This is a genomic window from Streptomyces sp. NPDC051219, assembly GCF_040682335.1.
Classification (GTDB): Bacteria; Actinomycetota; Actinomycetes; order Streptomycetales; family Streptomycetaceae; genus Streptomyces.
The window spans coordinates 20058-39991 of the sequence record NZ_JBFBAS010000047.1 but is presented as its reverse complement, the minus strand read 5'-3'; the positions used below and the strand labels follow the sequence as shown (position 1 = coordinate 39991).

Below are 19934 nucleotides of genomic sequence, written 5' to 3'. Positions count from 1 at the left end.
GCCCGGCGCCGCCTTCCTCCCCGCGCGGCTCTCCGCCGTTGTGGCGCTGTGCCCCCCCCCGCGCGCCCGGCGGCCGCCCCCCCCCCCGCCCGGGCGGGGGGCCCGCGCCGGGCCGGGGGGGGGGGCGGGCCGCCCCCCCCCCGGCGGCGGCGCCCCCCGCCCCCCGGCCCCCCCCCCCCCACGCCTCCAGGGCGGGGGCATGCTGGAGACCTGATCATCTGGGAGACGAACGAGCGGCGACCTGTACCAAGCCGGACGCCCACGGCCCGGCTCAACTACTCCGGTCCCAGAAATCGATCAGCCCCGCAGCGGCTTCATCCGGCCGGTGCACATTGGGGGAGTGCCCGCCGCCAGGCAGCCGGATGAGCCGGGCGTCGAGGCGACGTGACATCTCCTCAACCCATTCCGGAGGCCAGGTTGCGTCAGGTGAGCCAGAAATGACGGCCTTTTCGATCTCGATGCCGGCCAGGCATGCAGTGAGGTCGGGTTCGTTCAGCATCTGCTCTGCCGCCGCAGCCAGGTGTTCGGGGATGTTCCCGAGCCATCGCCGATGCATGAAATCCCGCACGGCCGGTGTGATATCGGCTTCCCGGTTCTCGATGAACGGCCAGATTTGCGCCATGGTCATGGAATCGAGACTCGAAAGCAGCAGTCGCAACCGCTCCTGCTGTTCCGTGGAAACCGGCCCCGGACCAAAGTTCATCAGTGTGACAGATGCCCACAACGATCGGTCACCGTCCGTCTCGAGCACTGCCGCCCGGGCGACGAGTCCGCCGTAGGAATGCCCGAGGAGGTGAACCGGGCCAGCGCCGACCTGCCGGACGACTGCCACGAGGTCGCGGGCGACGTCGGCCTTGCCGTACGAGGGGCTTGAGGAGGCCCGGCCGGTTTCATGCTGTCCCCGGCCATCGATGGCCAGGACGCGGTATCCGCCTCGGCGCAGGCCCGGCATCATGGGCAGGAAATCCTCTTTACTGCCCATGAAGCCGGGTACGAGGAGGGCGACTCCCCGGTAGGGAGTCGGGCCGGATGGCTGCACGTCCAGCACAGTGAATGCGCCACGAGAGGTACGCAGAAGACGAGTCCGCGCGTCGGACGGCTTCTCAAGGGTCAGCAGCTGGCTCATGGGGCGACATCATAGGACCGTTACTGCTGCTCGAAAGCAGTCCGGATGTCGACGCAAACAGCAGTCAATCCTGACCCGTTGTTCGATTGGCGCTTGCGTTCTCGGTACTTGCGCGGGGTGAGGGCAGTTCCTTGCTCGGCTTGCGCAGGTGCCAGCCTCCGACAATGCCCGTGATCCTCCAGACCCATTTCTCCCGGTCCCGTTGCCCTTGCCGGCGGGTCTCCCAGGAGAGTACGGGCCGGCCGTAAAGCTCCTGAGCCAGGCCGTTGATATCTGTTTCCAATTCCTGGAGGTGGAGACCGATACGCTGGATCCCCTTGTTGCTGTCCCGGAGGTATCCAACCGCCGCCAGAAGCACCATCGCCACGACGAGGAACCTCCACGGTCCCAGGTCGCCGCCCCACGTAGCGGTGATTGCAGTGATGGCGGCTGCGTAACCTGCCATCTGCTGTCTGGCGTTGATCCTCTGCGTGACCTCGTTGCGCAGCGTCTCGTACTCTTTCATGCGCAGATCAATGACCTCGCGCTGCAACTCCTGCGCTCCTTGAGCCATCAGCCCTCCCGTGGTCGGCGAAGATACCCAGTCCCGGTCGACAGCCGCGCCCCTGGCTGCTCAGGGTCGCTTCAGGTAAACCGGTTTGGAGCGGCTCCATTGGACGTCCTACGGGTGGGAGTCTTCCGCCGCAGCACTGCGGTTGAATCCGATTTGAGCAACATCTGCGGTACGGCCACTCTTGAGACTGAGGTCACGACAGGTGATCGTCAGCACGCCGCCGGAAGGCTACTTCGGGAGGCAGCTGCTCCAGGTAGCGAGCGGGGTCGAGTACTCCGGTCGGTTCGCCGACCTGTGCGTCGAGACTGATGTACTCCATCCGCCCCCTCACTCTGCGTCGGGTCACAGGCGCAGCAGGGCACTGGGCTGTCGCGCCCATGCCGCGGCCGCTCGGAAGAGTGGCGGCAGCGGCCGGCCGGCCGCTCACGCGAAAGGCCGCCGGCCGTGTCTTCCACAAGGAAGGTGACACGACCGACGGCCCACAGGCGGCCCAGGGCGCAGAGAATGCCTCCTGGCCCGGGGATGCGTCAGATGTCGCGGAAGATCTCGATCTGTGCGCCCACCGAGTTCAGGCGTTCCGCCAGTTCCTCGTAACCGCGGTTGATGACATAGACGTTGCGCAGCACGGACGTGCCCTCGGCCGCCATCATCGCCAGCAGGACGACCACCGCCGGCCGCAGCGCCGGCGGGCACATCATCTCTGCCGCGCGCCAGCGGGTCGGTCCCTCCACCAGGACCCGGTGCGGGTCCAGAAGTTGCAGGCGGCCGCCGAGCCGGTTGAGGTCGGTGAGATAGATCGCGCGGTTGTCGTAGACCCAGTCGTGGATCAGGGTCTTGCCCTGCGCGACCGCCGCGATGGCGGCGAAGAACGGCACGTTGTCGATGTTCAGGCCCGGGAACGGCATCGGGTGGATCTTGTCGATCGGCGCCTCCAGTTTGGAGGGCCGGACCGTGAGGTCCACCAGCCGGGTGTGGCCGTTGTCGGCCGCGTACTCGGCCGAGCGGTCGTGGTCGAGCCCCATCTCCTCCAGGACCGCGAGCTCGATCTCCAGGAACTCGATCGGGACACGGCGAATGGTGAGTTCGGACTCGGTGACAACGGCTGCCGCCAGCAGGCTCATCGCCTCGACCGGGTCCTCGGAGGGGGAGTAGTCGACGTCTACGTCGATGTTCGCGACGCCGTGCACGGTGAGCGTGGTGGTGCCGACGCCGTCGACCCGTACACCCAGGGCCTCCAGGAAGAAGCACAGGTCCTGGACCATGTAGTTGGAGGAGGCGTTGCGGATGACGGTCACGCCGTCGTGCCGGGCGGCGGCCAGCAGCGCGTTCTCGGTCACCGTGTCGCCGCGCTCGGTCAGCACGATGGGACGGTCCGGGGCGACGGCGCTCTCCACCCGCGCGTGGTACAGCCCCTCGGTCGCCGTGATGTCCAGGCCGAAGCGGCGCAGCGCGATCATGTGCGGTTCGATCGTGCGGGTGCCCAGGTCGCAGCCACCCGCGTACGGCAGCTTGAACTGGTCCATCCGATGGAGCAGCGGGCCGAGGAACATGATGATGCTCCGGGTCCGGCGCGCGGCGTCCGCGTCGATGGCCTCCATGTTGAGCTCGGCCGACGGGACGATCTCCAGGTCGGTCCCGTCGTTGATCCACCGGGTGCGCACGCCGATGGAGCCCAGCACCTCGAGAAGCCGGTAGACCTCCTCGATACGGGCGACGCGCCGCAGCACCGTACGGCCCTTGTTGAGCAGAGAGCCGCAGAGCAGCGCGACGCACGCATTCTTGCTCGTCTTGACGTCGATGGCACCGGACAGTCGGCGCCTTCCGACCACGCGCAGGTGCATCGGTCCGGCATAGCCCAGGGAGACGATCTCGCTGTCCAGCGCTTCACCGATTCGGGCGATCATCTCAAGGCTGATGTTCTGGTTGCCGCGCTCGATGCGGTTCACAGCGCTCTGGCTTGTGCCGAGCGCATCGGCGAGTTGACTCTGTGTCCAGCCGCGATGCTGACGGGCGTCACGGATGAGCTTGCCGATGCGTACGAGGTAGTCGTCTGCCATGGAGGAACGCTATCTCAGATATGAGATGGGGCTGCGCCGGGGTGGGCTGAACGGTCGACCGGCCGGCCCCTGGAGGCGGACGGGTGCGTTCCGACGGCCCGTCAGGTGCGGTCCCGTTCAGGCGGGCGGCGCGGGCAGGCTGTGCGCCACCGGGTGCCGCGGCTCGTACAGGGGCAGCTCGGCGCCGCTCGGCAGCCGCACCGTGGCGAGCCGCCCCCAGCCCTGGTCGCTGAGGGGCTGTGCGATTTCAGTGCCCCGGGCCGAAAGTTGCGCGAGGACCTGCTCGATGTCGTCGCACATGAGATAGAGCTCGTGCTGCGGCGGTCCTTCCGTGGGGTGTACGGCGACCTCCGCGGGCGGCAGCTTGAAGATCAGCCAGCCGTCGTCGGCGTCGACGTGCGCGAAGCCGAGAGTGTCCTTGAGGAAGGTACGGTCGGCGTCCGCGTCGGTGCTGTAGAGGATGACGTGCGCTCCGCTGAACATGACCCGATGCTCGGCCGTACTGCACACCGGGGCAATCGGTGTGCGCCGTCCGGGGTCAAGCATGGCCCTCCGGTGGCGGGGAAAGCGGCGGCGGGCATGCGGGCATGACCGCGAGGCGGTCATGTACTAGAGTTATCTCGACATCGAGATATCTACCGAAGGCGTACCGCAGCCGTCCCGGTAAGGGTTACCTAACTGAGCCGTACCTTAGCGGATCGGGCAGGGGTCGTGGCGGCAGGATGACGTAGTACGCGCACATTGATGAAGGAGACTGTCGTGTCGGCGAACAGCTTCGACGCCCGCAGCACGCTGCGCGTGGGCGACGAGTCGTACGAGATCTTCAAGCTGGACAAGGTCGAGGGCTCCGCGCGCCTCCCTTACAGCCTGAAGGTGCTGCTGGAGAACCTGCTCCGCACAGAGGACGGCGCGAACATCACCGCCGACCACATCCGGGCGCTCGGCGGCTGGGACTCCCAGGCGCAGCCGAGCCAGGAGATCCAGTTCACGCCGGCCCGCGTGATCATGCAGGACTTCACCGGCGTGCCCTGTGTCGTGGACCTTGCCACCATGCGTGAGGCCGTGAAGGAGCTCGGCGGCGACCCGGCGAAGATCAACCCGCTGGCCCCGGCCGAGCTGGTCATCGACCACTCGGTCATCGCCGACAAGTTCGGCACGAACGAGGCCTTCGCCCAGAACGTCGAGCTGGAGTACGGCCGCAACAAGGAGCGCTACCAGTTCCTGCGCTGGGGCCAGACCGCCTTCGACGAGTTCAAGGTCGTCCCGCCGGGCACCGGCATCGTCCATCAGGTCAACATCGAGCACCTGGCCCGTACGGTCATGGTCCGTAACGGCCAGGCGTACCCCGACACTCTCGTCGGCACCGACTCCCACACCACGATGGTCAACGGCCTCGGCGTGCTGGGCTGGGGCGTGGGCGGCATCGAGGCCGAGGCCGCGATGCTCGGCCAGCCGGTCTCGATGCTCATCCCGCGCGTCGTCGGCTTCAAGCTGACCGGTGAGCTGAAGCCGGGTACCACCGCCACGGACCTCGTGCTCACCATCACCGAGATGCTGCGCAAGCACGGCGTCGTCGGCAAGTTCGTCGAGTTCTACGGTGAGGGCGTAGCCGCCACCTCTCTCGCCAACCGCGCCACCATCGGCAACATGTCGCCGGAGTTCGGCTCCACCGCCGCGATCTTCCCGATCGACGGCGAGACGATCAACTACCTCAAGCTCACCGGCCGCTCCGAGCAGCAGGTCGCGCTGGTCGAGGCGTACGCCAAGGAGCAGGGACTCTGGCTCGACCCGGCCGCCGAGCCGGACTTCTCCGAGAAGCTGGAGCTGGACCTGTCGACGGTCGTCCCGTCGATCGCCGGCCCGAAGCGTCCGCAGGACCGCATCGTCCTCGCCAACGCGGCCCAGCAGTTCTCGCAGGACGTCCGCAACTACGTGGACGAGGTGGACGAGGCGGGCAAGGAGTCCTTCCCGGCCTCCGACGCTCCTGCGCTCCGCCCCAACGGTGCGCCGAGCCGCCCGACCCTCGTCACCGCCCCTGACGGCTCGACGTACGAGATCGACCACGGCGCCGTAACCGTCGCCGCGATCACCTCCTGCACCAACACGTCGAACCCGTACGTGATGGTCGCCGCCGCGCTGGTGGCCAAGAAGGCGGTCGAGAAGGGTCTGACCCGCAAGCCGTGGGTCAAGACCACACTGGCACCGGGCTCCAAGGTGGTCACCGACTACTTCGACAAGGCGGGCCTCACCCCGTACCTCGACAAGGTCGGCTTCAACCTGGTCGGCTACGGCTGCACCACCTGCATCGGCAACTCCGGCCCGCTGCCGGACGAGGTCTCCAAGGCCGTCAACGATCACGACCTGGCCGTGACCTCGGTGCTCTCCGGCAACCGTAACTTCGAGGGCCGGATCAACCCCGACGTAAAGATGAACTACCTGGCCTCCCCGCCGCTGGTCGTCGCGTACGCCATCGCGGGCTCCATGAAGGTGGACATCACCCGCGACGCGCTCGGCATCGACACCGAGGGCAACCCGGTCTACCTCACCGACATCTGGCCCTCCGAGGCCGAGATCAACGACGTCGTGGCCAACGCCATCGGCGAGGACATGTTCACCAAGTCCTACCAGGACGTCTTCGCGGGCGACGCGCAGTGGCAGGCGCTGCCGATCCCGACCGGCAACACCTTCGAGTGGGACCCGCAGTCCACCTACGTGCGCAAGCCCCCGTACTTCGAGGGCATGACGATGGAGACGACCCCGGTCGAGGACATCACGGGCGCACGCGTGCTGGCCAAGCTGGGCGACTCGGTCACCACCGACCACATCTCCCCCGCCGGTGCGATCAAGGCCGACACCCCGGCCGGCAAGTACCTCACGGAGCACGGCGTCGAGCGTCGCGACTTCAACTCGTACGGTTCCCGCCGTGGCAACCACGAGGTGATGATCCGCGGCACCTTCGCCAACATCCGCCTGCGCAACCAGATCGCGCCGGGCACCGAGGGCGGCTTCACCCGCGACTTCACCGTCGACGGCGCCCCGGTCTCCTTCATCTACGACGCCTCGCAGAACTACCAGGCCGCCGGCATCCCGCTGGTCATCCTGGCGGGCAAGGAGTACGGCTCGGGCTCGTCCCGTGACTGGGCCGCCAAGGGCACCGCGCTGCTCGGCGTCAAGGCCGTCATCGCCGAGTCGTACGAGCGCATCCACCGCTCGAACCTGATCGGCATGGGCGTACTGCCGCTGCAGTTCCCGGAGGGCGCCTCGGCGCAGTCCCTCGGTCTGACCGGCGAGGAGACCTTCTCCTTCACCGGCGTGACCGAGCTGAACAACGGCACCACCCCGCGCACGGTCAAGGTGACCACCGATACCGGTGTGGAGTTCGACGCGGTCGTCCGCATCGACACCCCGGGTGAGGCGGACTACTACCGCAACGGCGGCATCATGCAGTACGTGCTGCGGAACCTGATCCGCGGCTGATCACGCGGCGCAGCCCACCTGCCCGGGCCGCCTCGGTGGCCCAGGCACGACGGACGGGCCGTACTCCCTAGCAGGGAGTACGGCCCGTCCGTCGTCTCCGGCGCGCTCTAGGAGATCAGCTCGATCTCGGCGAGCGTCGCGGAACCGTCGGGCACCAGCCGGTACTTCTCGTACGACCCGGGGCGGGCGACCGTGAAGACCCGGGTCTGCCTGTCCCAGGCGAAGGACTCGCCCGAGCGCTTGTCCAGGTCGGTCCATTTCTCCCCGTCGTGCGAACCCTGCAGCACCCAGCCGGCCGGAGCCTTCGCCCGGGCCGACGAGGTCAGGGTGTACTGCACCGCACGGGCGGCCGCCGTCACCGGCAGCCCGGCCGACTCGAACGCCGCTTCCGTACCGGACGAGTTGTCGAACAGCGGGCCGTCGCCGCTGATCACGTCACCCTTCGGCGCGGGCACCTTGTCGTCGTCGGTGACGGAGACGGGCGCCGCCTTGGGACCCGTGCCCCACGAGGACGGCTTGTCGCCCATCGCGAAGTCCAGCGTGCCGCCACGGGCCAGCAGGTCGTGCGGGAGCGCCGTGGACTTCCACGCCTTGCCGTTGACCTTCAGACCCTGCACGTAGATGTTCTTCGCGCTGTTCTCCGGTGCCCGCACCACCAGCTTGCGGCCGCTGTCCAGCCGGACGGTGGCCTTGGTGAAGAGCGGGGAGCCGACTGCGTACTCGCCGCTGCCCATCACCAGTGGGTAGAAGCCGAGGGCGCTGAACAGGTACCAGGCGGACTGCTCGCCGTTGTCCTCGTCGCCGTGGTAGCCCTGGCCGATCTCGCTGCCGGTGTAGAGGCGGGACAGCACCTCGCGGACCTTCTCCTGCGTCTTCCAGGGCTGTGAGGCCGCGTTGTACATGTATGTGGCGTGGTGGGCGACCTGGTTGCTGTGCCCGTACATGCCCATCCGTACGTCACGCGCCTCGGTCATCTCGTGGATGACGCTGCCGTACGAGCCGACGAACTCGGGGGAGGCCGTCTCGGGGGTGGCGAAGTACGTGTCCAGCTTCTTGCCGAGGCCGGAACGCCCGCCGTAGAGGTTGGCCAGCCCGCGCGAGTCCTGGGGGGCGGTGAAGGCGTAACCCCAGCCGTTGGTCTCGGTGTAGTCGTAGCCCCAGATGCGCGGGTCGTAGGTGTCCGACGGAACCCGCCAGTCGCCCTTCGGATCCTTGCCCTGGAAGAAGCCGGCCTTGGAGTCGAAGAGGCTGACGTAGCCCAGAGCGCGGTTCAGGAAGTACTCCGACTCCTCCTTGTACCGGGCGTTCTCAGTCTTCGTGTAGAGCGCCTGGCCCATCTTGGCGAGCCCGTAGTCGTTGAGGTAACCCTCCAGCGACCAGGACAGGCCCTCGTGGGTCCTGGTGGATGCGTAGCCGAGGAAGGGGGAGGTGTCCATGCCCTTACGGCCGACGCCCGAACTGGGCGGGACCACGGTGGCGTTCTTCAGCGCCGCCTCGTACGCCGCCTCCGCGTCGAAGTCGACGCCCTTGACGTACGCGTCGGCGAAGGCGACGTCCGAGCTGGTGCCGGTCATCAGGTCGGCGTAGCCGGGGGAGGACCAGCGGGAGATCCAGCCGCCGTCCTTGTACTGCTGGACGAAGCCGTCGACCAGTTCTCCGGCCTTCTTGGGGGTGAGGAAGGAGTAGGCGGGCCAGGTCGTCCGGTAGGTGTCCCAGAAGCCGTTGTTGACGTACACCTTCCCGTCGACGATCTTCGCGCCGGTGTGGGTCGGGGTGTCCGGGCCGGTCTGCGGGGAGAAGGGGCTGGCGTACTGGTGCCTGGGCTTCGCCTTCGTACCGGTGTTCTCGAAGCCGGAGTTGGGATACAGGTACAGCCGGTACAGACTGGAGTAGAGGGTGGTCAGCTGGTCGCGGCTCGCGCCCTCGACCTCGACGCGGCCGAGAATGGCGTCCCAGGCGTCCTGGGCACGGTCTCGGACCCGTTCGAAGCGGGTACCGGCCGGGATCTCGTCGGCGAGGTTCTTCTTCGCCTGGTCGAGGCTGATGAGTGACGTTGCAATGCGCAATGTGACACTGCGGTCCTCGCCGGGCGCGAAGCGCAGATAGCCGGTGACGTCGTCGCCCCCGCCCCCGCTCAGCTTTCCGCTCCCGGTGACCGGTGCGTCGAAGACGCCGTACACGAACAGACGGGTGGCGCCGGTGGACAGGCCGCTCTTGACGTCGGAGAAGCCGGTGACGGCGGAGTTCTCCGGGTCGAGGGTGAGGCCGCCGTCGTTGGAGACGTTGTCGAAGACGATGCTCGCGTCGTCACCGGGGTAGGTGAACCGCATCATGGCCGCGTGGTCGGTCGGGGTCATCTCGGCCTTGAGGCCGTTCTCGAACGTCACCCCGTAGTAGTGCGGTTTCGCCGTCTCCTTCGTGTGGCGGAAGGGAAGTGCGCGGGCCTTGCGGGCCGCGTCCGGGGTGCCCGCCACTGCCGAGGGCATCAGCTGGAACGTCTGCCGGTCGCCCATCCAGGGACTTGGCTCGTGGCTGGCGCTGAAGGCCTGCAGCGTCGGAAGGTTGTCGGAGTTGTTGCCGCGGGCGTAGTCGTACAGCCAGCTGGTGGACGCGGCGTTGGTCACCGGGGTCCAGAAGTTGAACCCGTGCGGGACCGCGGTGGCCGGGAAGTTGTTGCCGCGGGAGAAGCCGCCACTGGAGTTGGTGCCGCGGTTGGTCAGGGCGTAGTCGGACAGATGCGCCAGCCGCTTCTCCGGAGCCTTCGGAGCGATGCTGATGTCGTCGATCCACCCCTGGAACTTCGCGGCCCCCCGGGGGGAGTCGTAGGCGACGAGGATCCGGTCGACCGTCTTGGCGGCCGCGACCGAGCCGATCCGGGACTCCTTGTGGTTCCACTGGTTCACGTACAGCGTCTTGGAGGCGCCCTGGCCCTGCGGGCTCAGCCGGGCGCCGTGCTGGTCGAGGGCCCCCAGATCACTGAGGTAGGTGCCGTCGGTGAAGGCGAGGTCGACCGCCACGTTGGTGGCGGGATAGTTGAGGTCGGTTTCCGGCATGGCGGGAAAGACGCGGTACGACAGTGCAGTGTCACGTGTGACGGCCGTGTTGACGTCGAAGACCTTGTTGTACGAGTACGCGCGGCCGTCCGGCTTGTGCGTGCCGGCGTAACGCAACGCGCGCTTGCCGGTGAAGCCGGCGTTGGCCTTGGCGGTGGGGGACCCGCTGGGCCCTCGGTCGGGCTGGCTGCGCATGTCCTCCGGGACCGGGATGCTGGTGTCGCCGTTCGAGAACTGGATGTCCGCCAGCTGGGTGATGCCGGAGGCGCCGTTGTTGCGGCTGATCTCCAGGCGGTAGTGGCGGTACGCCGGGGAGTTGGCGGTGTCCGCGATGTCGAAGGACCTGGTCTGGAAGCGGTTCTCGAACGCCTGGCCCTCGCGGGAGTCCAGGGCCTTCCACTCCTTGCCGTCGGCGGAGCCCTTCAGGATCCAGTCCCTGGGGTCGCGCGGCGCGGCGTCGTTCGCGGAGGTCAGTGCGTATGTCACGACCTTGACCGGTTCGTCCAGGTCGAACTCGAGCCACGCGGTGGCCTCGAAGGCAAGCCACTTGGTGCTCGACGACAGGTCGACGAGGTTCTCCTTGACCTCCCCACCACCCTCGTTCTCGGCGCTCGCCCGCACGTCCGTGACCTTGTCGGTGACATTTCCCGGTATACCGCTGCTGTAGCCGCCGTCGATTCCCGACGCTCGCTTTACTCCCTCACGTCCCGTTTCTACGGTATTGCGCCAATTCGGCTGCGCTTCATCCGTTTCGAAGGAGGAGGTGAACTCCCGGTCCGGGCGGGTGGGCTGGGAGGGCTGGGCGACGGCGGCTCCCTGAGCTGTCACGACGAGAGCGATTGCGGTGGCCACGAGGGCGGCCGCGCGGCCTTGTCCCGGCCGGGGTGGGCTTTGCATCCCGAGTCTGTCCTTCCCCTGTACGACAACGTTGTCAGCCTGAGGCGCAGGGACCAGTAGGGAGGCAAGTGCGGGGTGGTGTCAAGGGCGTTGGGGGTGAATGCCCGGGACCATGCCCGTGTGGAGGCATGAGGCCGTACCCGCAGACCCGTGGCCGGCACACTCATCCGGCAGGTCTCAACTCGGGAAAGACTGCCGCGTAAACGTGCTTTCGATCTTGCCCCCTCGGCGAGAAGTGGACTATACCTGTCGGCGTCTGCACAGCCACGGGAAAGCGGCGGCGGACGCGGGGGGACGGCGAGGAACGGCGGCAGGAATTTCATCGCATCAACTGCCGTCCAACCCTGGTTCTTCCCTCACACCCTGCACGACCCAGCTTCAACTGACCGCGGTGGCGGGGCCCTTCGCCAGAGGCGAAGTACGGGCGACCGGTACACCGCCTGAGTCCTGAAGAAGGCGAGGACTTGAGCATGGGATCCACCTCCGCCCACAACAATGAGGGCCTCGGCCGTCGCGATCTGATCAAGCGTTCCGCTGCGCTCGGCCTGATCACCGTGCCGACGATGAGCTTCCTTTCCGCGTGCGCCAGCAGCGACAGTGGCAGCGACGAAAAGGTCGAAAAGGGCAAGAAGACCGCCAAGAATCCGCTCGGTGTCAATGAGACGGCGCAGCTCGAGGTCGTCATCTTCGACGGCGGCTTCGGCCAGCAGTACGCCCTCGACGCGGAGAAGAAGTACGAGGCGGCGTTCCCGAAGGCACCCAAGGTCAAGCACCGGGCGACCCAGAAGATCCAGTCGGAGCTGCAGCCCCGCTTCAACGGCGGCACCCCGCCGGACCTGATCGACAACTCCGGTGCCCAGCAGATGGACATGGGTGTCCTGGTCGGCAAGAAACAGCTCGCCGACCTGACCCCGTTGCTGGACGCCCCCTCCATCGACGACCCGAACAAGAAGGTGCGCGACACCCTGCGCCCGGGCATCGTCGAAATGGGTCAGTTCGACGGCGAGCCGGTCTGGATCCTGTACTACGCCTACACCGTGTACGGCGTCTGGTACTCGCAGACCGCGCTGGAGAAGCTCGACGCCACGTACCCGGAGACCTGGGACGAAATGCTCGCGGTCTGCGAGAAGGCGAAGAAGAAGGGCATCGCAGGCTGGACGTACGCGGGCAAGCACCCGTACTACCTGCCGTTCTCCCTGTACCCGTTCATCGCCAAGATCGGCGGCCGCGAGGTCCTCGACGCGATCGACAACCTGGAGCCCAAGGCCTGGGAGCACCCGGCCGTCAAGGCCGCCTTCGAGGCGTACTACGAGCTCTACAAGAAGGGCTACATCCTCAAGGGGACGCCCGGGATCGACCACATCCAGTCCCAGACGGCCTGGACCAAGGGCGAGGCGCTCTTCATCCCGAACGGCTCCTGGGTGGAGAACGAGGCGGCCAAGACGACGCCGGCCGACTTCAAGATGATGGTGGCCGCGCCGACCGGTCTCGACAAGTCCGACAAGCTGCCGTTCGGCACCATCTGGGCCTCCGGCGGCGAGCCGTTCGTCGTCCCGGCCAAGGCCAAGAACCCCGAGGGCGGCATGGAGCAGCTGCGCATCATGCTCAGCGAGGCTTCGTCCAAGAGCTTCACCCAGCAGGTCAAGTCGCTGACCGCGTTCAACGGCGGCACCGACGGCCTGTCGCTGTCCACAGCCCTGCAGTCCGGGGTCGACGCGCTGAAGAAGGCCGGCGACAACGTGGTGAACCCGCGTCTCCAGGACTGGTACGTGAAGTTGCAGAAGGAGCAGATCGGCGTCGCCGGACTCGGCGAGATGATGGCCGGCCGCGCGACCCCCGCGGAGACCATCAAGAAGATCCAGGGCTTTGCCGACGCGGCTGCGAAGGACCAGTCGATCAAGCACTACAAGCACCAGTGAGCAGGCGTCACCAGCGGCGGCAGCGCCCGTCGGAAGATCGGGGTCGGTAACCATGCAACACGGCAAGTACCGGTTCATCGTGGGGTTCCTGGCGATGCCACTGGCGTTGTACGCCATCTTCGTCATCTGGCCGTTCATCCAGTCCATCTACTACTCGTTCACGGACTGGACCGGCCTGAGCCCGGACTTCAAGATGGTGGGCTTCGACAACTACAGCCGGATGCTGGACGACGACATCTTCTGGAAGTCGTTGCAGCACAGCCTGTGGTTCGCGCTGCTGCTGCCGCTGGTGACGCTGGGCCTCGCGCTGTTCTTCGCCTTCATGCTCAATGTCGGCGGGCGGCGCCGGAAGGGCGCCGCCATCGCCGGCGTACGCGGCTCGTCCTTCTACAAGATCGCGTACTTCTTCCCGCAGGTGCTGTCGATCGCGATCGTGGCGCTGCTGTTCCAGTTCGCGTACAACCCCAAGGACGGCGCGATCAACGGAGCGTTGCGGGCCGTGGGTCTGGACAGCCTCCAGCCGGGCTGGCTCGGGGAGCCCGACCTCGCCTTGTGGTGTGTGATGGCGGTCCTGGTCTGGAGCACGGTCGGCTTTTTCGTCGTGCTCTTCTCCGCGGGCATGGCCTCCATCCCCCGGGACTTCTACGAAGCGGCGCTGCTGGACGGCGCGAGCCGCTTCACCACCTTCTTCCGGATCACCCTGCCGCTGCTGTGGGACACCGTGCAGTCGGGCTGGGTGTACATGGGCATCCTGGCGCTGGGCGCGGAGTCCTTCGCGGTCGTCCAGATCATGACCGTGGGTCCCGGCGGACCCGACTACTCCACCACGGTCCTCACGCTGTACGTCTACCAGACGGCGTTCCGTGACGGCCAGGCGGCATACGCGACAACGATCGGCGTCGCCCTGCTCGTGGTCACCCTGGCCTTCGCGGCCATCGTGATGCGGCTCGGCCGGCGCGAGCGGCTGGAGTTCTGATGAAAACCACTGACACCCCTCCCGCCGGCCCGGCCGGCGTCGCCGAGGACCGGCCGCCCGTGGTGAAGGTGCCCGCCCCGCCGGCCGTCAGGACCAGGGGCCGCGAGGGCACGGTCCTCAATGTGTTCTCGCACGGCGTGCTCGTCATCTGGGCGGTCATGGTGGTGCTGCCCCTGCTCTGGGCGGTGATGACGTCCTTCAAGACCGACGCGGACATCTTCACCTCGCCGTGGTCCCTGCCGGACTCGCTGCACTTCGAGAACTGGTCGCGGGCCTGGACCCAGGCCCACATGAGCGACTACTTCCTCAACACCGTCATCGTGGTGGGCGGTTCGCTGGTCGGCACGCTGCTGTTCGGCTCGATGGCGGCGTACGTCCTGGCCCGCTTCGAGTTTCCCGGCAACCGCTTCATCTACTTCCTCTTCATCGGCGGCATGAGCTTCCCGATCATGCTGGCGCTGGTGCCGCTGTTCTTCGTACTGAACAACGTCGCCCTGCTCAACACGCTGCACGGCCTGATCCTGGTCTACATCGCCTACTCGCTGCCGTTCACGGTCTTCTTCCTGACCGCCTTCTTCCGTACGCTGCCGACCTCGGTGGCAGAGGCTGCTCTGATCGACGGGGCCTCGCACACCAGGACCTTCTTCCAGGTCATGCTGCCGATGGCGAAGCCGGGCCTGATCAGCGTCGCGATCTTCAACTTCCTGGGGCAGTGGAACCAGTACATGCTGCCGACCGTGCTCAACACCGACCCGGAGAAGAAGGTGCTCTCTCAGGGCCTGGTCGAGCTCGCCGTCAGCCAGGGGTACAAGGGCGACTGGTCCGGGCTCTTCGCCGGTCTGGTCATGGCGATGCTGCCGGTCCTCGCGGCGTACATCATCTTCCAGCGCCAGGTGGTCGCCGGTCTTACGGCGGGGGCGCTTAAGTAGAACCGCCGCATTCGGTACGCCGAGAACCGCCCGCCCGGCCACCGGCCGACGGGCGGTTCGTCCGTTCCGACCCACTCAAGGTCTTGACGGGAGGCGAGGTGAAAGCTCTGCTTAGAGTTCACAAGTTGGAGATACGTCGGGGTCTCATAGGGGCGGCCCCGGCCGGGGGCGGTGGTCGTGCCGCCCGCCAAGGGCAGGAGTGGATGAGTCGTGGAGACTCCGGGGTCGCAGTCTTCTCTGCACCGGGCCAACCTCGAGCGGGTGGTGCGCGCGGTGCGCATGGCCGGTTCGCTCACCCAGGCGGAGATCGCCCGCAGCACGGGACTTTCGGCGGCCACGGTCTCCAACATCGTCCGCGAGCTCAAGGACGGCGGAACCGTTGAGGTCACGCCGACCTCGGCTGGTGGCCGCCGGGCCCGCAGCGTCTCTCTCAGCGGGGACGCGGGCATCGTCATAGGGGTCGATTTCGGCCACACCCATCTACGGGTCGCGGTCGGAAACCTGGCGCACCAGGTGCTCGCCGAGGAATCCGAGCCACTGGATGTGGACGCCTCGTCCGCTCAGGGCTTCGACCGGGCGGAAGAGCTGGTCAAGCACCTGATCGGCACGGTGGGGGTGAGCCAGGAGAAGGTGATCGGAGTCGGTCTCGGCGTTCCGGGACCCATCGACGTCGAGTCGGGCACGCTCGGCTCCACCTCGATCCTTCCGGGCTGGACCGGCATCCACCCCAGCGACGAGCTGGCGGGCCGCCTCGGCGTTCCGGTGTACGTCGACAACGACGCCAACCTGGGTGCGTTGGGCGAGCTCGTCTGGGGCAGCGGACGCGGCGTGAAGGACCTCGCGTACATCAAGGTCGCCAGCGGCGTCGGCGCCGGCCTGGTGATCAGCGGGCAGATCTATCGCGGCCCGGGCGGTACCGCGGGGGAGATCGGCCACATCACGCTCGACGAGTCCGGTCCGGTGTGCCGCTGCGGCAACCGCGGCTGCCTGGAGACGTTCACCGCGGCCCGGTACGTGCTGCCGCTGCTGCAGTCCAGTCATGGGGCGGAGCTCACCATGGAACGCGTGGTGCAGCTGGCCCGCGAGGGCGATCCCGGCTGCCGCCGGGTCATCGCCGACGTCGGCCGCCACATCGGCAGTGGTGTGGCCAACCTTTGCAACCTTCTCAATCCCAGTCGGGTAGTGCTGGGCGGAAATCTGGCGGAAGCGGGAGAATTGGTCCTCGGACCGATACGAGAGTCGGTCTCCCGGTACGCGATTCCCAGCGCGGCCCGTCAGCTGTCCGTTCTCCCCGGGGCGCTTGGCGGACGTGCCGAGGTATTGGGCGCGTTGGCCCTCGTGCTTAGCGAAATGGGCGATTCTACCCTTCTGGACGGCTCAGTTCCCGCCGGTGCACCCGCCTTCACTTAGATAACGAATGGCACCGTTGTCATCTCGTTAAGGATTTACTCCTTGACGCTGACGGTGGGGCCGAGTTGACTTCCAGCCACCTCGGCCGCAACGTCGCGGCCTCGTCAGGGAGGTTTCTGAATGAACACGCAGATGCGTCGTGCCGCCGTGGCCGTGGCCGCAACCGCGATGGCCGTCTCGCTCGCCGCTTGTGGCAGCGCCGGCGAGGCCGGTGACAACGCGACCGAGAGTGGCTCCGCGAAGGGCGACGCAATCACCATCGGTCTGCTCCTTCCCGAGAACCAGACCGCGCGTTACGAGAAGTTCGACAAGCCCCTGATCGAGAAGAAGATCAGTGAGCTGACCAATGGCAAGGGCAAGGTCGTCTACGCCAACGCCAAGCAGGACGCGACGCTGCAGACCCAGCAGGTCGACACGATGATCACCAACAAGGTCGACGCCCTGATCGTGGACGCGGTCGACTCCAAGGCCATCGCCGGCGGTGTGAAGAAGGCCAAGGACGCGGGCATCCCGGTCGTCGCTTTCGACCGTCTCGCCGAGGGCCCGATCGACGGCTACACCTCCTTTGACAACGAGGAGGTCGGCCACGTCCAGGGCAAGGCGCTCCTCGAGGCCCTGGGTGCCAAGGCCAAGGACGGCCAGATCGTGATGATGAACGGCGCGATCACCGACCCGAACGCCGCCCTCTTCAAGAAGGGCGCCCACGCCGAGCTCGACGGCAAGGTGAACATCGGCAAGGAGTACGACACCAAGGAGTGGAAGCCGGAGAACGCCAACGCCAACATGGAGGCGGCGATCTCGGCTCTCGGCAAGGACAAGATCATCGGCGTCTACTCCGCCAACGACGGCATGGCGGGCGGCATCATCACCGCCCTGAAGGCCGGCGGTTTCGCCAAGCTCCCGCCGGTCACCGGCCAGGACGCCGAGCTCGCCGGTGTGCAGCGGATCGTCGCGGGTGAGCAGTTCATGAGCGTCTACAAGCCGTACGCACCGGAGGCCGCGGCCGCCGCGGAGATGGCCGTCGCCCTCGCCAAGGGCGAGAAGATCGACTCCATCGCCAAGGAGAAGGTCGACAGCCCCACCACCAAGGGCGTCCCGTCGGTGCTCGTCCCGGTCGTCTCGCTGACCAAGGACAACATCAACGACACCGTCATCAAGGACGGCGTGTACACGGTCGCCGAGATCTGCACCCCGAAGTACAAGGCCGCCTGCGACGCGCTCGGCCTGAAGTAGGTCCCACGGCCCCGGAGAGTCCGTCAGGGATCTCTCCTGGGATCAGCCCAGGATCTGCGCACCACCCGAAGCCCTGTCCGGTGCCCGGCCCCACCTCCAGCCCCCGCTACCGGGGCCGGCACCGGACAGAAACGCTTCTCCCCAACTGTTCTGCTTCTGCTCAGCCACCGCGCCCTTCCCCCGGCGCGGCATCCCCGCCGGTCAGGCGGCGAAGGAGATGGTTCACGTGTCCGCTACGCCCGTGCTGGCGTTGCGCGGGGTCTCCAAGCGGTTCGGTGCCGTTCAGGCGCTCACCGACGTAGAGCTTGAGGTCCACGCCGGCGAGGTGGTCGCCCTCGTCGGCGACAACGGCGCCGGAAAGTCAACGCTGGTCAAGACGATCGCCGGCGTGCACCCCATCGATGAAGGCGTCATCGAGTGGGAAGCCAGGCCCGTATCGATCAGCAAGCCGCACGACGCCCAGAACCTGGGCATCGCGACCGTCTACCAGGACCTCGCGCTGTGCGACAACATCGATGTGGTCGGCAACCTCTACCTCGGCCGGGAGCTCCGCAAGCGCGGTGTCCTCAACGAGGTCGAGATGGAGCGCCGCGCCCGCGAGCTCCTCACCACGCTTTCGATCCGCATCCCGAGTGTGCGCATCCCGATCGCCTCGCTCTCCGGCGGTCAGCGCCAGACCGTGGCCATCGCCCGGTCGATGCTCGGCGAGCCCAAGCTCGTCATCCTTGACGAGCCCACCGCGGCCCTCGGTGTCGAGCAGACCGCGCAGGTCCTCGACCTGGTCGAGCGGCTGCGCGAGCGCGGCCACGCGGTCATCCTCATCAGCCACAACATGGCCGATGTGAAGGCTGTCGCCGACAAGGTGGCCGTCCTCCGGCTGGGCCGGAACAACGGTGTCTTCGATGTGAAGTCCACCTCGCAGGAAGAGATCATCTCCGCCATCACCGGCGCCACGGACAATGCCGTGACCCGTCGTGCGGCGCGCAACGCGGAGGTTCAGAAGTGAACACCGACAAGACCTCCACCGCGCCCGCGGACGCCGCAGCCGTGGTGAACCCGGAGGCCGCCCACGACGCGCTCACCGCGGTCGACCCCCGGCTGCTGGTGCGCGAGCAGGGCTTCGCGGGCTACCTCTCGGAGTTCAAGCGCAAGCTGCACGCCGGTGACCTGGGCTCGATTCCCGTCGTCATCGGCCTGATCATCATCTGCATCATCTTCCAGAGCCTGAACTCGAACTTCCTCTCCGCGCAGAACCTGAGCAACATCGCGGTCACGATGGTCGCCACCGGCATGATGGCCGTGGGCATCATCTTCGTGCTGCTGCTCGGCGAGATCGACCTGTCGGTCGGTGCGGTCAGCGGCGTGTCCGGCGCGATCGTGGCGGTACTCAGCGTCACTCACGGCGTGAACGAGTGGCTGGCGATGCTGGTGGCGATCGTCTCCGGCGCGCTCATCGGCGCGATCCACGGTTTCTTCTTCGCCCGGATCGGCGCACCCGCATTCGCCGTCACCCTGGCCGGCCTGCTGTTCTGGCAGGGCTTCATGCTCCAACTCCTCGGCGACCAGGGCACCATCAACCTGGACAGCGAAGGCGTCGTCGGCAAGCTGACCACGTACTACTTCTCCGACGTGGCGGCCGCCTACGGCCTGGCCGCGGTCGCGGTGCTGGGCTTCTTCCTCTCGTCCTTCCTGGACAGCCGTCGCCGTGAGGCCGCCGGGGTGCCGTCCCGGCCGCTCGTCGACATCGTGGTGCGCACGGTGGTGCTCGCGGTGGTCGCGTTCGCCGCCGCCATCATGTTCAACCAGTACAAGGGTCTGCCGCTGGCGCTGGTCCTCTTCCTGGTGGTCCTGGTGTTGACGGACTTCGTCCTCCGGCGCACCGCGTACGGCCGCAAGATCTTCGCACTCGGCGGCAGCGTCGAGGCCTCCCGTCGCGCGGGCATCAACGTAACGGCGATCCGCATCTCGGTCTTCTCGATCGCGGGCACCTTCGCCGCCATCGGCGGCCTGTTCTGGGCCTCCAAGATCGCGGCCGCCAACCAGAGCGCCGGCTCCGGCGACCTGCTGATGAACGTCATCGCGGCGGCTGTCATCGGCGGCACCAGCCTCTTCGGCGGACGCGGCCGGACCTGGAACGCGCTGCTCGGCGTCATGGTGATCGTCTCGATCCAGTACGGGCTGGCGCTGGAAGGCATTGCCACGCCGATCCAGTACATGATCACGGGTGGTGTCCTGCTGGCCACCGTCGTCATCGACTCCATCACGCGCAAGACGCAGAAGACCGCGGGCCGCGCCTGACCGCGG

General features: G+C 67.2%; 14 protein-coding genes. 8 read left to right on the top strand and 6 right to left on the bottom strand.

The features are described 5' to 3' along the window. Positions 1-271: 271 nt before the first annotated feature. The 5 genes from AB0M62_RS31460 to AB0M62_RS31440 all read right to left on the bottom strand — a co-directional run bounded on the left by AB0M62_RS31460 (position 272) and on the right by AB0M62_RS31440 (position 4219). Positions 272-1126: an alpha/beta hydrolase gene (locus tag AB0M62_RS31460; RefSeq protein WP_366077752.1), complete on the bottom strand. Its 855-nt coding sequence runs from the start codon at positions 1124-1126 to the stop codon at positions 272-274. Positions 1127-1190: 64 nt separating this feature from the next. Further along, entirely contained in the window at positions 1191-1679 is a 489-nt protein-coding gene (locus AB0M62_RS31455; RefSeq protein WP_366077751.1) for a hypothetical protein, read from the bottom strand. A gap of 193 nt (positions 1680-1872) precedes the next feature. Continuing rightward, a complete protein-coding gene (locus tag AB0M62_RS31450) occupies positions 1873-1998 on the bottom strand; it encodes a hypothetical protein (protein WP_366077749.1) in 126 nt (41 codons plus the stop codon). A gap of 208 nt (positions 1999-2206) precedes the next feature. Beyond that, on the bottom strand, positions 2207-3736 hold the full coding sequence (locus AB0M62_RS31445; RefSeq protein WP_366077748.1) for a UDP-N-acetylglucosamine 1-carboxyvinyltransferase: 1530 nt from the start codon (positions 3734-3736) through the stop codon (positions 2207-2209). 117 nt (positions 3737-3853) lie between these two features. Next, a complete protein-coding gene (locus AB0M62_RS31440; protein WP_366077747.1) occupies positions 3854-4219 on the bottom strand; it encodes a VOC family protein in 366 nt (121 codons plus the stop codon). A gap of 276 nt (positions 4220-4495) precedes the next feature. Between AB0M62_RS31440 and acnA the strand changes: the two genes are divergently transcribed. Next, complete coding sequence (acnA, locus tag AB0M62_RS31435; RefSeq protein WP_366077746.1) at positions 4496-7213, top strand: aconitate hydratase AcnA; 2718 nt, start codon at positions 4496-4498, stop codon at positions 7211-7213. A gap of 107 nt (positions 7214-7320) precedes the next feature. Here the strand turns inward: acnA and AB0M62_RS31430 are convergent, their stop codons facing one another. Further along, positions 7321-11163, bottom strand: coding sequence for a GH92 family glycosyl hydrolase (locus tag AB0M62_RS31430; protein WP_366077745.1), 3843 nt, complete (start codon positions 11161-11163; stop codon positions 7321-7323). Between the two features lie 470 nt (positions 11164-11633). Between AB0M62_RS31430 and ngcE the strand changes: the two genes are divergently transcribed. The 7 genes from ngcE (at position 11634) to AB0M62_RS31395 (ending at position 19928) form a co-directional block, all read left to right on the top strand. Next, on the top strand, positions 11634-13082 hold the full coding sequence (gene ngcE, locus AB0M62_RS31425; protein ID WP_366077744.1) for an N-acetylglucosamine/diacetylchitobiose ABC transporter substrate-binding protein: 1449 nt from the start codon (positions 11634-11636) through the stop codon (positions 13080-13082). A gap of 52 nt (positions 13083-13134) precedes the next feature. Further along, positions 13135-14058 (top strand): sugar ABC transporter permease, encoded by a 924-nt coding sequence (locus AB0M62_RS31420; protein WP_366077743.1) that lies wholly within the window; start codon positions 13135-13137, stop codon positions 14056-14058. After that, positions 14058-14987, top strand: a complete 930-nt coding sequence (locus AB0M62_RS31415; protein ID WP_366077742.1) for a carbohydrate ABC transporter permease — start codon at positions 14058-14060, stop codon at positions 14985-14987. The genes AB0M62_RS31420 and AB0M62_RS31415 overlap by 1 nt, the downstream gene beginning before the upstream one ends. Positions 14988-15197: 210 nt before the next feature. Then, positions 15198-16397: an ROK family transcriptional regulator gene (locus tag AB0M62_RS31410; RefSeq protein WP_366077741.1), complete on the top strand. Its 1200-nt coding sequence runs from the start codon at positions 15198-15200 to the stop codon at positions 16395-16397. 120 nt (positions 16398-16517) lie between these two features. Further along, positions 16518-17630 (top strand): substrate-binding domain-containing protein, encoded by a 1113-nt coding sequence (locus tag AB0M62_RS31405; protein ID WP_366077740.1) that lies wholly within the window; start codon positions 16518-16520, stop codon positions 17628-17630. Between the two features lie 217 nt (positions 17631-17847). After that, positions 17848-18636 carry an ATP-binding cassette domain-containing protein gene (locus AB0M62_RS31400; RefSeq protein ID WP_366077739.1) on the top strand — a complete coding sequence of 263 codons (789 nt, stop codon included), beginning with the start codon at positions 17848-17850 and terminating at the stop codon, positions 18634-18636. Beyond that, the gene (locus AB0M62_RS31395) at positions 18633-19928 is read left to right on the top strand and encodes a sugar ABC transporter permease (RefSeq protein WP_366077737.1); all 1296 of its coding nucleotides are present in this window, start codon (positions 18633-18635) and stop codon (positions 19926-19928) included. Before AB0M62_RS31400 ends, AB0M62_RS31395 begins: the two co-directional genes overlap by 4 nt. The last annotated feature ends 6 nt before the right edge of the window (positions 19929-19934 follow it).

Excerpts from the sequence above, each read along its gene's own strand:
- AB0M62_RS31460 (WP_366077752.1), bottom strand. The coding sequence starts at position 1,126 with ATGAGCCAGCTGCTGACCCTTGAGAAGCCGTCCGACGCGCGGACTCGT.
- AB0M62_RS31455 (WP_366077751.1), bottom strand. The coding sequence starts at position 1,679 with ATGGCTCAAGGAGCGCAGGAGTTGCAGCGCGAGGTCATTGATCTGCGC.
- AB0M62_RS31450 (WP_366077749.1), bottom strand. The coding sequence starts at position 1,998 with ATGGAGTACATCAGTCTCGACGCACAGGTCGGCGAACCGACCGGAGTA.
- AB0M62_RS31445 (WP_366077748.1), bottom strand. The coding sequence starts at position 3,736 with ATGGCAGACGACTACCTCGTACGCATCGGCAAGCTCATCCGTGACGCC.
- AB0M62_RS31440 (WP_366077747.1), bottom strand. The coding sequence starts at position 4,219 with ATGTTCAGCGGAGCGCACGTCATCCTCTACAGCACCGACGCGGACGCC.
- AB0M62_RS31430 (WP_366077745.1), bottom strand. The coding sequence starts at position 11,163 with ATGCAAAGCCCACCCCGGCCGGGACAAGGCCGCGCGGCCGCCCTCGTG.
- ngcE (WP_366077744.1), top strand. The coding sequence starts at position 11,634 with ATGGGATCCACCTCCGCCCACAACAATGAGGGCCTCGGCCGTCGCGAT.
- AB0M62_RS31420 (WP_366077743.1), top strand. The coding sequence starts at position 13,135 with ATGCAACACGGCAAGTACCGGTTCATCGTGGGGTTCCTGGCGATGCCA.
- AB0M62_RS31415 (WP_366077742.1), top strand. The coding sequence starts at position 14,058 with ATGAAAACCACTGACACCCCTCCCGCCGGCCCGGCCGGCGTCGCCGAG.
- AB0M62_RS31405 (WP_366077740.1), top strand. The coding sequence starts at position 16,518 with ATGAACACGCAGATGCGTCGTGCCGCCGTGGCCGTGGCCGCAACCGCG.
- AB0M62_RS31400 (WP_366077739.1), top strand. The coding sequence starts at position 17,848 with ATGGTTCACGTGTCCGCTACGCCCGTGCTGGCGTTGCGCGGGGTCTCC.